The following is a 13,659-nucleotide window of genomic DNA, read 5'->3' as shown; positions in this document are numbered from 1 at the left end:
GCTAGAGTCATTGCTTCCCAGAGGGCTGTTGAGATGTCGATATGCTCCAGCCTAAACTTCAGGAAGCTTTCTTAATACTGCTATTCGCTGCTACTTCCTAAACATCCTCTAAGCAAGGTCTAGAGGATGAGCAAGGAAATATTAGAAAACTTAGACGGAGCCATCGGGTTCGAGCGCCAATGTCCTGCCGCTCGGAAGCTAGCCGAGTTGCTGACCCATGACCACTTCAACCCCATTTCCGTCTGCGGAAAAGACATCCATATTCAAAGCAATTCTGCACAGCAATTCCTGATTCTTCTGGATATGCTACAAGATAAACCGAAGGCGGTAGAGAACTCGTGCTTATACGATTCTCTGAAAAAGTGGGATTGGCAAATGCTGACCGCTGGGTTGAGAAGTAGGGCATTCTAGAGGGAATGCTTAGAAGCATTATCCTGTCGAAGTGCTGCCCCAGTAGGGAAAGCAAGCAGTTCTCCTGAGGGAAGTGGGGCAGGATGCGCGAATGATACAAAAGCGTGTTTAGATTAGGCAGAGTACCAGCAATAAGGCTGATCCCACTGCATGAGACAGGATGGCAACGCCTCAAAAAAAACTCAGCGAAACCAGGGTGTATCTCAAAGCGGGAAACTGAGCAATGCCCAAAAATTCGCCACAAAATCAATCGGTGAAAGGCTGGTTGCGGTAATGGGTAACAGTTCTACCTCTGAAGGAAGCAGGGGAAGATGGCTGAATCTGCTCAATTTACGTCCTGAGGAAAGCGGTCGAACGTTCCTGATGTTTGCCTTTTATACCCTGTCCTCGGTGGGGATTCTGTGGCTAGAGGTCAGCGTTGCGGCTCTGTTTTTGGGCGAGTATGGCGCGGATTCGCTGCCCTGGATTTACATTGCCAGTGCGGGAATCGGGACGCTGTTTGGCTTCTTTTATGATTGGCTGCAAAAAGTGCTGCCGCTGCGACAGGCGATCGTTCTGACTTCGCTACTGATGGGCTTGCCGTTTTTGCTGTTTCAGCTCGAACTCAATCCGGCTTGGCTGGGCGCGTACACAGTTTTTTTAATGCGGCTATGGCTGGAAGCAATCTATGTGATTAGCGAGCTGATTACTTCGATCACGGCAAATCAGCTTTTCACGATTCGGGAAATCAAACGCACCTATCCCTTAATTAGCAGCGGAATTTTAGTCGCCGATGTAATTAGCGGTCTGTCGCTGCCGATTTTGCGCGGCTGGGTGGGTTTGGAAAACGTGATTTTGCTGGCTTGTCTGTTGCTGCTGGTGAGTTCGGGCATTTTATTTTATCTGACGCAGGCTTATGCCCAGTTTTTTCCCGATTCGCCCCGGAGACGATCGCAGGAAAGACTGTCCAATGACCCTGCCCGTCGCGCCCGCGGTTCAGTGCAGCAGTATGTCTGGTTAGTGATTGGGGTTTTTGCGCTGATTCAAGTGCTATTTGTGCTGCTCGATTTTCAGTATTTGCGGCAAATTGAGCAAAGTTTGTCGGTTCAGGTAGAGGAGATTGCCGACTTTCTTGCCCTGTTTAGCGCGATCCTCGGCATTTTTGAGCTGGTGACGCAGTGGTTTGTGTCGGGTCGGGTGGTCGAGCGGATGGGTGTTTTTGTGGTTTCGATTTTGCCGCCGCTGGCAATCGTCCTGCTCAGTTCCATCACATTTGTAGGTGGGTTTTCGCTGTTTGTAGGAATCGTGATGCTCAAGTTTGTGGATGAGCTGCTGCGCTACACGCTGGTGGCAAGCGTCAGTCCGGTGCTGTTTCAGCCGCTTCCTGAATCAATCCGCAATCGGACGCAGTCGTTTGTGCGGGGCATTGCCGAACCTGTGGCGATCGGGCTCACCGGAGCAGGGCTACTGCTGAATGTCTGGCTGCTGGAGCGCATTGGCAACGGGACAGCGGTAGAAGCAGTTCAGGGGCAAGTGTTCCTGTTTTATACAGCAGCGTTCGCGCTCTGCTGGCTAGTTGTGGTGGTGCTGCTGCGATCGAAGTATGTGGATGTGCTGGTACTAAGTACCGAGCGGCGACAGATCAGCCTTTCAGAACTCGATCTTCAAGCGTTTAAGCGCAGCATTGTGGAGGCTTTAAACCGTCCTAGCTCAGATGCAGAGAGGCGATCGTGCATTCAGTTTCTCACCCAGATTGATCCGAAAAATGTCAGTGAAGTCCTGACGCCGCTGTTGCCCCAGTTTTCGCCCGCGCTTCAGCGAGAAAGTCTGGAAGCAATGCTTAAAGCTCCCAATCCTGCCAGCCTGAAAGCCGTTCGCAAACTAACCAGTTCTCCTTTGCCGCCGGATGTGCTGGCGGTTGCCCTGCGCTATCTCTGGCTAACGGAACCCGATCCGGACCTGAATCAGCTCCGCGATTATTTCAAACCCTCGATCGATCCTGAAGTGCGAGGTACGGCGGCGGCTCTCATGCTGCGGCGCGGCAATCCCCGTCAGAAAGCAGAAGCCACCGATGTGCTGCGAAAAATGCTGACTCACTCAAAAGAACGAGAACGGGTGATGGGCTGTTGGGCGTTGGGAGATGCAGTTTATCTGCAATCGCTGCGGCTCCATATTCGCTCACTGCTGCAAGATCGATCGCTGCGGGTGCGGTGTGCCATGATCGAGGCGATCGCCGCTACCCATTTAGAGGAATACTATCCCGTTCTGCTGCGCGGACTGCACTACAAATCCACCCGCGAGGCATCGATGCGGGCACTGGTGCGCTTGGAAGGTGAGGCACTGCCGCTGCTCATTAACGTCGCTGAAAACAGCTATAAGCCCGAGATTGTGCGAAGCCATGCCTGGAACGCGATCGGTCAAATCGGCACATCTGAAGCACTGGATATTCTCGTATCGCGACTCATGACTGCATGGGGGGCAACGCGGCAAACGATTCTCAAAATTTTGCTGAAACTGCCGCAGGAAAGGGGTATCGAAGCAGTCGCCGATCGACTGGGACGCAGCGGCATTGGGACTTTTATCGATCAGGAACTCCTGTTTTTAGCCCATCTTTATGCCAGCCTGCTTGATCTCAACGCCGATCGAGTTTCGGGAGAAGCTGCGACTCTGCTGCGCCGATCGTTGCGCGATGCTGAGCAAGACACCTTCGATCGCCTATTTCTGCTGATGCGGTTTCTCTACGATGGCAGCACGATCCAGGCAGCCGCTTCCAGCATTGACTTTGATACGCGAGACAGCGTTGCTAGAGGGCTAGAAATTCTCGATAATACGCTGGACTTGCCCAGCAAACGCGCCCTGCTTCAGGTGCTCGATCGCCAGTCCGACCCGGAAAAGCTCAAATCCCTTAGCGAGTTTCTGCCCCATCAGCCGATGTCTCCCAGTCAACGATTGCGCCATCTGGTCGAACTGCGCCATTTCTTGTCGGACTGGACGCTTGCCTGCTGTTTCCATCTCGCGCGTCAGCAGCGATGGAGCCTCACCGCCGAGCAAACCCTCTCTTGCTTGCGAGACCCTACCGGCTATGTGCGTGAAGCAGTGCTAGCATACCTGCAAACCGTTTCGCCCAAAACGCTGCACAACCTGCTGCCTCATCTTAAAGACGACCCCGATCGCCTGGTCAGATCCCAAATTCAAGACATCCTCACCCGTGGACTCACCCCCGAAAACTAGCTGTTTGCCGCCCGTATTTTTGGTGCTGAACCTATGCTCACAAGCGTCGATCGCCTACTGTTTGTTCGAAAAGTCCCTATCTTCCAGGAGTTGCGCGATGACTTCCTGATGCGGCTGGCGGCTTCAATGGAGGAGCTTTCTTTTCCGGCAAAGCAGTCTATCTTCCGGCAGGGCGAAGAAGGGCGATCGCTTTATGTGCTGGTGTCGGGTCGGGTGCGGGTGCATATCGGCGATCGCGAACTGGCGCGACTGGAGCAGGGAACCTGTTTTGGGGAAATGTCAGTGTTCGACGCAGAACCCCGATCGGCTTCGGTTACCACGCTGGAACCCTGCGACTGCCTCATGCTGAATCAGCAGCAGCTTTATGATGCGATCGAGGAAACGCCCGATATCGCGATTAATATTATTCGTTTGTTGTCGCGCCGCACTCGCGAATTGAACCAAAAGATCAATTTGTTGAGCCAACGAAACATAAGTGCTGCAAAGCGGTAGAAGTGCGATCGATTCCTCCTACTGATGGAGCCGAAATCATGACTCAACCTGTCCTATCTAATGCCGAGATCACGGCTATTTTGCAGCAGCGAATCGAACAGGAAAAACGAGGGGTTGGTATTGTCGTCGGAGTCATTGACCAAAACGGAAAGCGGATTATTTCATGGGGCAGCCTGGATCAAACCCAATCTTGTCCGGTTGATGAAAATACTCTGTTTGAAATTGGTTCGATTAGCAAAGCATTTACGGCTCTGGTACTAATGAACATGGCAGAGCGGGGGGATCTAAAACTGGACGATCCCATTTCCGTTTTTTTACCAAAGTCGGTGAAAACACCCACGCGAAACGGTCGGGAGATTTCCCTGCTCAATCTGGCAACGCATACGTCTGGGCTACCGAGATTACCCGATAACCTTGCTCCACAGGATAACCGTGATCCCTATGCAGATTACACTGTCGAAAATCTCTATTCCTTCCTATCCAGCTATGACCTACCACAAGACATTGGTAGCCAATACGAATACTCGAATCTCGGCACAGGCTTACTGGGACACATCCTCAGCCTTGAAGCAGGAATGGATTACGAAACCCTGGTCAAAACCCAGATTGCCCAGCCTTTGCAGATGAACGATACCTGTATTCACATCTCCCCAGAGCAGCAGACACGCTTTACAACCGGACATAATGCCTTGGGTGAACCCGTTTCCTACTGGAACATGCCAACCCTGGCAGGCGCAGGGGCACTACGATCAACCGCTAACGATCTCCTCAAGTTTCTGGCAGTCAACCTGCAAATTACGCCATCCCCGCTCACCCCAATCCTACAAAAAACCCACGAGGTGCAAGCGCAAACTGGTATTTCAGGAATCGCAATCGCGATCGGCTGGCACGTCCTGAATGACAACGGCACTGAAATTATCTTTCATGACGGCGGAACAGGCGGATTTCGCAGCTTTCTTGGTTTTGTGAAGCCGAAAGGTCTGGGCGTTGTGGTGCTCTCTAATTCAGAGAATGATGTGAACGACATTGGACTGCATTTGCTGAATCAGAGAATTCCCCTGACGAAATCTAGCCCACCCCAGCAGCGTCAGGCAATCTCGCTTGATCCTGCATTATTCAATGCTTACGTCGGGCAATATCAGATCGAGCCGGGCTTTCTTCTGACCATCACGAACGAGCAGGATCAGTTTTATGCTCAGGCAACGGGACAGCAAAAGTTCGAGCTATTTGCGGAAACAGAAATTCAGTTTTTCCCAAGAGAATTCGATGCTCTCATTACGTTTGTTCGAGATGAGCAGGGAAGGGTGACACACCTCGTTCTGCACCAGGGGGGGCAGGAAATAGCAGCCCAAAAATTGGACTGACAAACTGCTAAGAAGCAGATTTCGTCACAAGCTGCCAGCCTTCCGCAGTGCCCAGCACTTTTTCCGATCGCAGTTTCAATTCCTGTCGGGTCGCTTCATCTAACAATAAATAGGGCTGCCTTTCTCTGCGCCAGATGCGCTTCAGTCGGGGAGTGTCTACTGGGATGATTTGTCGATCGCTATAGAAATTGAGCGAGGGTCGATTGTAATCGTAGGACGTATAGAGTTTTTGGTTCGCGGGGGTAAACTGCTGAATCATGGCGGCAACGGGCTTCACCGGAAAGGAATTTGCCAGCTCCCAGTTCCAGTGATGGGAACCCATAAACAGCAGCAGCGCAACGTAGGTTCCCCAGCCTAAAACAGCTAAAAATTGTGCCTCTCCCCGTGCCATTAGCACCGCCACCGACAGCATCGTCATCCCGACTGCCGCAAACACCAGCAGCAAATCCAGGTCTGAGGGAGATTGCAGCATCCCAAACCAAACCGCACCTGCCCCAGCAACCAACCCCAGCAAAACAAATAGAATCATCCATTGACGCGAATAGGCAATCGGCTCGGACTGCAACACGCCCGGATGTCTGCCCTGTTCCCACCGTTCTGAGAGAGTTGCGCCGATCGCCAGAGCTAACGCCGGATAAAGCGGCAAAATGTACCAGGGTAGCTTGGTCACCATCAGGGAAATCGCTGCAAAGTAAACCCCGCCCCAAACGATCGCCAGCTTTGCCCAACCCAGATTTCGCTGATCCCAGGCAGTTCGATAGCCCAGCGGCAGAAATAGAATCCAGGGAACGCCGTATTTGAGCATTTCCAGTAGGTAATACCAGGGCGCACCGCGATTTTGCTCTACGTCTGTCCAGATGCGCTGAAGCGACTGATCGCCCAGATTATTGCTGAGAAACAACTGCCCGTAATGCACCCATTGCAGCCCATACCACAGCAAGGCGGGAATCATTCCCAGCAAAACGCCATACCACAAATAGCCCGATCGCAGCAGCCGTGGGGTATCCCAAGCCAAAAATCCCACACCGATCGCCCCCAGCAGCAACCCGATCATAATGCCTTTAGTGAGGCAAATTAGTCCCAGCCCAATCCCTACGCCCAGCGTATAGCTGTAGTTACGTCGCGATCGCAGCAGACAGAGCATCATCACGATCAGGAAGCAGAGAATTGCACCGTCCAGCATCGCTAAGCGACCTAGCCGCACGACCGGGAGGGAAGTCAGGTAAACCAGCGTGGCGCATACCGCAGGCGATCGGCGGTGAAACACTTCACGGCACAGCCTGTAAAACAGCGGCACCGACATTGCAGTTAGGAGTGCGCCTGGTAGCCGAGCTGTCCACTCATTCACCCCGGCGAGCGAATAGCTAAGGGCAATCAGCCAGTGAACCAGGGGCGGTTTATTGAGATAGGGTTCGCCCCACATCGTTGGATGCAGCCAGGTCAGGTCACTAGAAGGAGCCTGTGCAATTTCTCTTGCTACCTGAGCGACTAGCCCTTCGTCCCAGTCCCGCAGCGGCAATCCGCCCAAATCCCAGGTAAATAAAAGCAGGGCAGCAATCAAAAATCCGATAGTCCAAAAACGGTCGATCGGGCGTTTATCGCGCTGAAGCCAGAAGATAAAGTCGTCGAGTTTGCGGGTCATGCTGTCGCAGAGGCGATCGCTTCACTGTTCCCCAAAGGGGTAATCGTTCCCTTATGACTTTACGCCAAAAGCAGATGTTTCGCGTTGGGTGCAGCGTTGCTGAGTCCACTGCTTCTCCAAACATTCGCTCAGAGCAGGATGTGCCCCAGGCAGTGATGTCTAGATCAAGATTCGCTCCAGGGCAGTGATATCAGGGATCGACAGCGTATCGCGATCGCGATAAATTAATCCCTTCTTCTCCAGCTTGCTAAGAACGCGAGTCACCGTTTCTCGTGCCAATCCACTGAGGCTGCTCAGTTCACGATGAGGCAAATTGGGAATCTCGATCCCTTGATCGCCCTGCTTGCCTTGCCCATCTGCCAAAAACAGCAAAATATCCGCAACACGAGATACGCTGTCTGACTCTCGCAACCGCAGCCGTCGGTTGACCTGTCGCAGCCGTCGTGCCATGAGCTGAGCCAATCGCATTCCAGAAGCAGGCTCACTGCGAATCAAATCCACAAAATCTTGAGAAGGCATATTACCGATCAGCGTGGGAACCAGGGTAATCACGTCAGTCGATCGCGGCACTTCATCGAGCGGAGCCATTTCGCCAAACAGTTCTCCTTTGCCCAGAACGTTTAACGTCACCTCTTTGCCGTCAAGGTTATAAGTGCGAATTTTTACCCAGCCTTCCAGGATGAAATAAACCGAGGTGCCCCAGTCGTTTTCCAACAAAATTACTTGATTTGCAGGATGACTACGAACCACCACATGGGCAACGGCCTTTTCAACGATGTCTTCGGGGAGTCCTTCAAAAAAGGGGGTAGAGCGAATAAGTAACGCTTCGCGGGAGTCGCGTGGAGAAAACCGATCGTGCATGGAGCTACACTACTCTAACCAGTCTGTTAGAGGTCGAGGAAAGGAAAGGTATCAGAGGACTCGATCGTAGCCGAAAAGCCGATTATTTATCAGGTAACACACACAACAAACTCTTTGACTTTTGCCAATTCTGGCTTTTGCCAATATCGATTCGTCAAAGTTATCTAAATTAGCCTCGAAAGCATCCCTGATTCCATCCAACTCGGACAATCTGCGGAAACTAGAAAAATCCTAGCACGGGCACGTTCTGTCAGAATTTCGGTTTCAGCAAATCTACCGACCTAAGAGCGCAGCTTCTGTATTTTATACAAAACGCTCAGCAGGCCTCCACAGACTCATTCTCCACCAATACTGAGCCCGGTTCCCAATATTGCAGCATCTGTAAGATTAATATCTTGCATTAGTGCGCCTGATACATCAGCGTAGAACACTGTTGCACGGGTTAAATTGACATTGGTAAGGTTGGTGTCGTTGAGGCTGGCATTTGTGAGATACGCCTCGGTCAGGTCTGCGTCTTTCATGTTTGCGCTGGTCAGGTCAGCCCCTTCCAAATTTGCCTCGGTCAAATCTGCTCCCCGTAAATTAGCATCCCGGAGATCTGCACCAATCAAATGCGCCTGTCTCAGATCTGCCCCAGACAAATCACAGCCCTGACACGCCCCTGTTTCTAAAAGCTGCCTGACCTGTGCCGGATCTGCTGCCTGAGCAGATAGACCTCCTCCTAGAACAGGTAGTGCGGTCAAGATTGCAGCGACCACAAAATATCGGGTTTGCATATCTTCCTCCCGGTTTAAGGCTAGTATCATTACAGCGAATCGAAGTCAGAAATCAACGATTTGCTTCCGCCGATTCTCCTAAGGGGAGAACCGCTTCACATCGCCAGTTGCTAATCACTACATTCGCGGTTCTTGCGATTTCGGAAAGAGCGGCAATTATTTTTGAATCTTTCTTCAGCAGTCCTGCTGCTGAGTTAAAGCCGCATCTAGCGGTGAAGCTCTCCACAAAGTTAATTACACGATAAGTCACACGAGCAGGCTTGACCTCACCCTTTTGGATCAGCTCATTGCCAGCCCAAGAGGTGATTCAGTTCTTTCATCTAACTTCATTCATTAAACGCCCCAGGCAGGACTCGAACCTGCGACCGATTGCTTAGAAGGCAATTGCTCTATCCAGCTGAGCTACTGGAGCCTACTGAGAAGCGGAAAGCTTCTTTTCTAAATCTTCCTAAGAAGTTACGTAATTCGTCAAGCCTGGGCAAACTAAAAACAGCTTGCTTCATGGGCTTGCTTCATGTGTGTTGAGCATCAATATAACATTCAATGCAGGAAGCGATCGATGCAGAGATCAGCCGGCTGGTGAATTCAGCAGTTTAATCGACCTGCATTTTTCTTTTCTAAGATTTCTAAACGCTTGCTAGCATTTCTGAACGTCACTATCCAGAGGTACACTTAGACCAATCTTTTCACGAATCAGCCCTTTCGCATAATCCACGGCGGCATTCGACGAACTCCAGTTCGCTTTCGATTGCAATGCGGAGCAGTTTCCTTAATAAGGTAATCGTGCCGCCTGCCGCAGGTTCATTACCTGGATTTCTGACCCCGACCTGTAGGAGTGCTCGAACTGCGTCATGTTTATCCTTAAGCGGCAGGATGTTGAAATTTCTAATATTCAGCACCCCAAGAAAGATCAGCAGATCCCGATTCTTCACTATCAAGGACAAACGTTTCGCTTAATCAGTGTCTTTAATGCGGCTCAGGAAGAGGACGCAAAAGCCTTTTGGCGCGATTTGACTGATAACCGGGGCAAAGCCTGTGTGTTGCTAGAAGAGCCAGAGCGATACAGCGTTTGGGGAAAAGTGCGGCTCGAACAACTTTCAGACGGAGCAGACGGGGCAGACGGGGCAGACGGGGCAGGATCAGAAACAGCGCCAGCCTTAGTGCAAGCCAGCTTGCTGCTGCTGCAAGCTCTCTATATTGATATTGAGGATTTGCTGGGAGCACGTCAGGTCAACAATTTTCAAAAGGAGATTGCTGCCGTTTTTCAGCGAGGCAAGTTTCCCAAAACGGGTTCCCCCTCAGAAGTTCAGCAGTTGCTCACCGTTGATCCGCTACGGTTAGCCCTTCCTCCCTGGCAGGAAAATCATCTCAATTTGCTACTGCGGGAACTTTATCGCTTGGGAATGCAGTATTTTGGCAATACCAGCTTTACCGATCGCGTTCTGGATGCTCTGCAAGACATCCCCGACAAGGAGCGCAGTCAAGTTTTCAACTGGCTAAAACGATCGCCGGGCGGCAGGCTGTGGCAGTAAGCCATCTCAGATATCCCCTCAAGTCTACGGTCTACACGCCGCGGAGTTGAACTGAGACCATTGCCTGCCTACCAGTGACTTAATAACCAATGACCTTTGACCTTCTTCCCTTATATTGCTGCCCTCGGTTCATGATAACTACGCTGATATCGATCTGTAATTCATCTGCATCTTCATGCCAGAAGCTTAGTATGATCAAGTCCTCTTTCACTTTCTGCCTTCAATTGCCGTTCGCTATTGAGGAGCCGTTCCTTCCTTGAATACCAAAACTAAACTTGCGCTCTCGGCGCAAACTATCGTTCTCGCGGCGATCGCCTGGGCAGTCCTGGCACTTCTTTTCTTTCTGCTGTTTAGCGTTTCGCCCTCAGGAGAGGGACGCCCCGAATGGTACGGCGTGATCACCTATGTTTTTGAATCGCTTGCTTTTCTCGCAGCGGGCTTATTTTGCTTTCGCAACTGGCGCAGCCCTCAAATTGTGAGTGGTCGAACCGTCTGGCTGGCGATTGGGCTGGGCATGCTCACTTACTTCATCGGCAATTTGATTCTGGGCTACTGGGAAATCGGCTTGGGCAAATCGCCTGAAGTGTCTCCTGGAGATTTGTTTTATATTCTGACCTACCTCTTCCTGGGCTGGGGAATGCTGCGGGCAGTGCTCACTCGCCGCCTCAATCTCACTCCCATTCAGTGGGGCATCCTGGCAGCAATTACGATCGTGGGAATTACGATCGCGGCTTCCTTTGCTCCTTCCAGCACCACTGCTGCTGAATGGTCTGCGCCTAGCTCTGCTGAACAGCTCGTTGCGGCTGCACCCAGCCCAACCAATGCCAGCCCTACACCTGCCGTTGATACGTTTCCTGCTATACCGAATCCGGCTTCTCCAGAAGTTGCAGATGTCCCAGCCTGGGCAATCGCAATGGAGTCGCAGCTTGAACCTCTTGCTGGAATCATTAGCTGGCTCTACATTATCGGCGATGTGATTTTGGTGGTGATGGCAACAATGCTGTTGCTTGCTTTCTGGGGTGGGCGGTTCTCGTTATCCTGGCGGTGTATTGCGGCGGCGGCTCTCTGTTTCTATATTGCAGACATCTGGTTTAACTATGCGGTGACCTATATTCCTGGGTATGAAACAGGGGCATTACCCGAAGTGTTCTGGGTTTTTAGCGGCTGCTTGTTTGCGATCGGGGCTGCTTTAGAATATGACCTATCGACTCGACGACAAACCCGACGACGACGCAGCTAAAATGAAAGACGCATCTCATTTTGGGTGAGAAAACCTGGCATGGCTCCGAAGAAACTGTCTGAATCTGACAAGCAGGATATTCTAAATCGCTATCGTCAATCCGAGGAGACGGCTGCGAGTTTGGCAACTCAGTATGGGGTGAGTACCAGTACGGTGAGCCGTCTGCTCAAGCAAAGCATTCCAGAACAGGAATATGAAGTTCTGGTGCAGCAAAAGCGATCGGGAGCCAGAACAGTGGACACTAATGATTTGCCAGACCTGGAGGCAATCAGTGCCGCATTAGCCGTTGTGCTGAAAGCCGATCGTGCTGCACAAGACAAACCTGCAGAAGATTCCGCAGACGCAGCAGAAACCCCAAAACCCGCGATTGAAATGCCTCGCCAGCGCAAGCGATCGCAATCGACTCTGACAGAGTCCGCTTCGGTGTCTATGCCAATTGTCGAAGCCCAGCTCGAGGTTCCGCTCACAATTCAGCAGGAACCAGAGTTCGACGACGAAGCTGAAGAAGCGGCAGTTATCCCGTCTGACGGTAGCCTGACGAGCCGACCGCTCAGTCCTGATACGCTCGACGAAGAGCTAGAAGACGACCTCGATGATGAGGACGATGACCTCGACGATCTCGATGATGACCTTGATGACGAAGACGACGATGAAGACGATGATCTGAGCGGTGATGTGCCGATCGAGATGGTTCACGTCCAGGGCAAGGGCATGGTAAATGTGTTGCCGCTCTCCGAGGCCCAGATTCCCCGCACTTGCTATGTAGTGGTCGATCGCTCCGCAGAGCTGATTACTCGTCCGCTCAAAGACTTTGCTGAGCTGGGACAAATTCCACCCGGAGAAGTTCAGGAGAAAACTCTACCTATTTTCGATAATCATCGCGTGGCGAAGCGGTTTCTCCGTCGAATGCAGCGTATTGTCAAAGTTCCAGACGGTCGAATGTTTCAAAAAGTGACCCCCTACCTTCAGGCAAAAGGCATTACGCGCCTGCTCATCGACGGGCAAATTTACTCAATCTAGTCTGTCCTACCCGCTCACTACTCACCCACCTACCGCTTCTCTAATCCCTGCCTCCCAACGGTAGAAAGAGGGCGGTCCCTGCCATGCCCAGAACAACGCTAAACGCCAGCACTAGTCCGATCGGAATTTGGATCGACTGAAAGCCCAAAAACTGAAAGGCGATCGGGGCTGCGTTTTGAATTGCAACAATCGCGATCACGCCAATCCAAACGGCGGTCAGCAGGGGAATCAGAACTTTTGCCATCGGGGCTCCAGAGAGTTATCAAGGGGGTCAGGGCGCAGAGCAGACATCGGTTAGACAGACCACCAGAACAGACTGAATCTTCGCATCCGGGCGAAAATTTCCGGTTTCATTGTATTCGCTGCTTGCAGCAGGATAAACTCCCGCAGTCTGCTGGTTGCCGTTCCCGGTCGCGAAGGAAATGTTGGGGACAGGCTGTCGCTCAAAGCGGGCATACTCTCTTGCTTCATTCTGCGTATTGTAAGACAGAGTTACTTTCCCATATGCCTGCTCTGCCTGGGCAATCGACGTTCCGGCTCCTACCCCTTCTGCGGTGCGGTATTTGGGATTGCGGGTGAGAATGCCCTGAATCAAATCGCTGTCCTTTAACGGTTGCTTTGCCAGATGCAGCAGGTAGAACTGCACCTCGCCGCCCTGGCTCACCTCGATCGCATCAAAATCCACCATAAACGGCGACTTTTCTGTAAACGTTGCGGTTGCTCCCAAGGTTTGCTTCAGTTCGCCCAGCCTGATTCCTAATTGAGCTGCCCCAACCCCTTTGTCAGAAATCGTTGTATTTTGAACCTCTCCGGTAGGAGCTACATCCGGGCTGGCACTGGCTGAAGGAGTTTCAGTTTGGGGAGAAGCAGCGATCGAAGGACTGGAATCGGGAGAGGCAGTAATCGATTGATTGCCAGAGCCATTACAGCTTGACACGAGCAGAACGGTGCTCAGCAGCACAAAGCCAAAGTTGAGCGGAGCAGAGCGGAAAGGCATAGGAATTCGAGACATTATCACTGGGTGAAACGACGGAATAGCATCAGGAACGAGGCATTTGGGGGAAGCGGTTTGCTGAGACAGAGTTACGATCGTCTTCATCCCCTTCCCGAT

General features: G+C 51.8%; 11 protein-coding genes and 1 tRNA gene. 6 read left to right on the top strand and 6 right to left on the bottom strand.

Annotation, left to right across the window (positions count from 1 at the left end; genetic code table 11):
- The first annotated feature begins 684 nt into the window (after positions 1–684).
- From NDI45_RS21675 to NDI45_RS21665, 3 genes are read left to right on the top strand one after another with little or no spacing between them, the layout of a single operon-like run.
- Positions 685–3,621: an MFS transporter gene (locus tag NDI45_RS21675; protein WP_190792294.1), complete on the top strand. Its 2,937-nt coding sequence runs from the start codon at positions 685–687 to the stop codon at positions 3,619–3,621.
- A 33-nt stretch (positions 3,622–3,654) separates the two neighbouring features.
- Positions 3,655–4,113, top strand: a complete 459-nt coding sequence (locus NDI45_RS21670) for a cyclic nucleotide-binding domain-containing protein (RefSeq protein WP_190792295.1) — start codon at positions 3,655–3,657, stop codon at positions 4,111–4,113.
- A 38-nt stretch (positions 4,114–4,151) separates the two neighbouring features.
- Positions 4,152–5,477: a serine hydrolase gene (locus tag NDI45_RS21665; RefSeq protein WP_190792296.1), complete on the top strand. Its 1,326-nt coding sequence runs from the start codon at positions 4,152–4,154 to the stop codon at positions 5,475–5,477.
- 7 nt (positions 5,478–5,484) lie between these two features.
- Here the strand turns inward: NDI45_RS21665 and NDI45_RS21660 are convergent, their stop codons facing one another.
- From NDI45_RS21660 to NDI45_RS21645, 4 genes are all read right to left on the bottom strand, one after another.
- A complete protein-coding gene (locus NDI45_RS21660; RefSeq protein WP_190792297.1) occupies positions 5,485–7,119 on the bottom strand; it encodes a glycosyltransferase family 39 protein in 1,635 nt (544 codons plus the stop codon).
- 159 nt (positions 7,120–7,278) lie between these two features.
- Entirely contained in the window at positions 7,279–7,980 is a 702-nt protein-coding gene (locus tag NDI45_RS21655) for a Crp/Fnr family transcriptional regulator (protein WP_190792298.1), read from the bottom strand.
- 335 nt (positions 7,981–8,315) lie between these two features.
- The gene (locus NDI45_RS21650; RefSeq protein ID WP_348248656.1) at positions 8,316–8,756 is read right to left on the bottom strand and encodes a pentapeptide repeat-containing protein; all 441 of its coding nucleotides are present in this window, start codon (positions 8,754–8,756) and stop codon (positions 8,316–8,318) included.
- Between the two features lie 338 nt (positions 8,757–9,094).
- Positions 9,095–9,168, bottom strand: a tRNA-Arg gene (locus NDI45_RS21645).
- A 439-nt stretch (positions 9,169–9,607) separates the two neighbouring features.
- Between NDI45_RS21645 and NDI45_RS21640 the strand changes: the two genes are divergently transcribed.
- The 3 genes from NDI45_RS21640 (at position 9,608) to NDI45_RS21630 (ending at position 12,548) form a co-directional block, all read left to right on the top strand.
- Positions 9,608–10,288: an Npun_F0813 family protein gene (locus NDI45_RS21640; protein ID WP_190792300.1), complete on the top strand. Its 681-nt coding sequence runs from the start codon at positions 9,608–9,610 to the stop codon at positions 10,286–10,288.
- 256 nt (positions 10,289–10,544) lie between these two features.
- Positions 10,545–11,528: a hypothetical protein gene (locus tag NDI45_RS21635; RefSeq protein WP_348248655.1), complete on the top strand. Its 984-nt coding sequence runs from the start codon at positions 10,545–10,547 to the stop codon at positions 11,526–11,528.
- Between the two features lie 39 nt (positions 11,529–11,567).
- Positions 11,568–12,548 carry a hypothetical protein gene (locus NDI45_RS21630; RefSeq protein WP_348248653.1) on the top strand — a complete coding sequence of 327 codons (981 nt, stop codon included), beginning with the start codon at positions 11,568–11,570 and terminating at the stop codon, positions 12,546–12,548.
- A 40-nt stretch (positions 12,549–12,588) separates the two neighbouring features.
- On the opposite strand, the gene NDI45_RS21625 is transcribed toward NDI45_RS21630, so the two are convergent.
- Complete coding sequence (locus tag NDI45_RS21625) at positions 12,589–12,792, bottom strand: DUF1049 domain-containing protein (protein WP_190792303.1); 204 nt, start codon at positions 12,790–12,792, stop codon at positions 12,589–12,591.
- Between the two features lie 27 nt (positions 12,793–12,819).
- Complete coding sequence (locus tag NDI45_RS21620; protein ID WP_348248652.1) at positions 12,820–13,545, bottom strand: hypothetical protein; 726 nt, start codon at positions 13,543–13,545, stop codon at positions 12,820–12,822.
- Positions 13,546–13,659 lie beyond the last annotated feature (114 nt).

The sequence above is a fragment of the Leptolyngbya sp. GB1-A1 genome, assembly GCF_039962475.1.
Lineage (GTDB): Bacteria > Cyanobacteriota > Cyanobacteriia > Elainellales > Elainellaceae > Leptolyngbya_A.
Note: the sequence above shows the minus strand (reverse complement) of the source record. Positions and strands in the feature narration are given on the sequence as shown.

Bases quoted from the DNA above. Each gene is read 5' to 3' on its own strand.
- NDI45_RS21660 (WP_190792297.1), bottom strand. From the start codon at position 7,119: ATGACCCGCAAACTCGACGACTTTATCTTCTGGCTTCAGCGCGATAAA.
- NDI45_RS21675 (WP_190792294.1), top strand. From the start codon at position 685: ATGGGTAACAGTTCTACCTCTGAAGGAAGCAGGGGAAGATGGCTGAAT.
- NDI45_RS21630 (WP_348248653.1), top strand. From the start codon at position 11,568: ATGGCTCCGAAGAAACTGTCTGAATCTGACAAGCAGGATATTCTAAAT.
- NDI45_RS21650 (WP_348248656.1), bottom strand. From the start codon at position 8,756: ATGCAAACCCGATATTTTGTGGTCGCTGCAATCTTGACCGCACTACCT.
- NDI45_RS21655 (WP_190792298.1), bottom strand. From the start codon at position 7,980: ATGCACGATCGGTTTTCTCCACGCGACTCCCGCGAAGCGTTACTTATT.
- NDI45_RS21665 (WP_190792296.1), top strand. From the start codon at position 4,152: ATGACTCAACCTGTCCTATCTAATGCCGAGATCACGGCTATTTTGCAG.
- NDI45_RS21625 (WP_190792303.1), bottom strand. From the start codon at position 12,792: ATGGCAAAAGTTCTGATTCCCCTGCTGACCGCCGTTTGGATTGGCGTG.
- NDI45_RS21640 (WP_190792300.1), top strand. From the start codon at position 9,608: ATGTTTATCCTTAAGCGGCAGGATGTTGAAATTTCTAATATTCAGCAC.
- NDI45_RS21620 (WP_348248652.1), bottom strand. From the start codon at position 13,545: ATGCCTTTCCGCTCTGCTCCGCTCAACTTTGGCTTTGTGCTGCTGAGC.
- NDI45_RS21670 (WP_190792295.1), top strand. From the start codon at position 3,655: ATGCTCACAAGCGTCGATCGCCTACTGTTTGTTCGAAAAGTCCCTATC.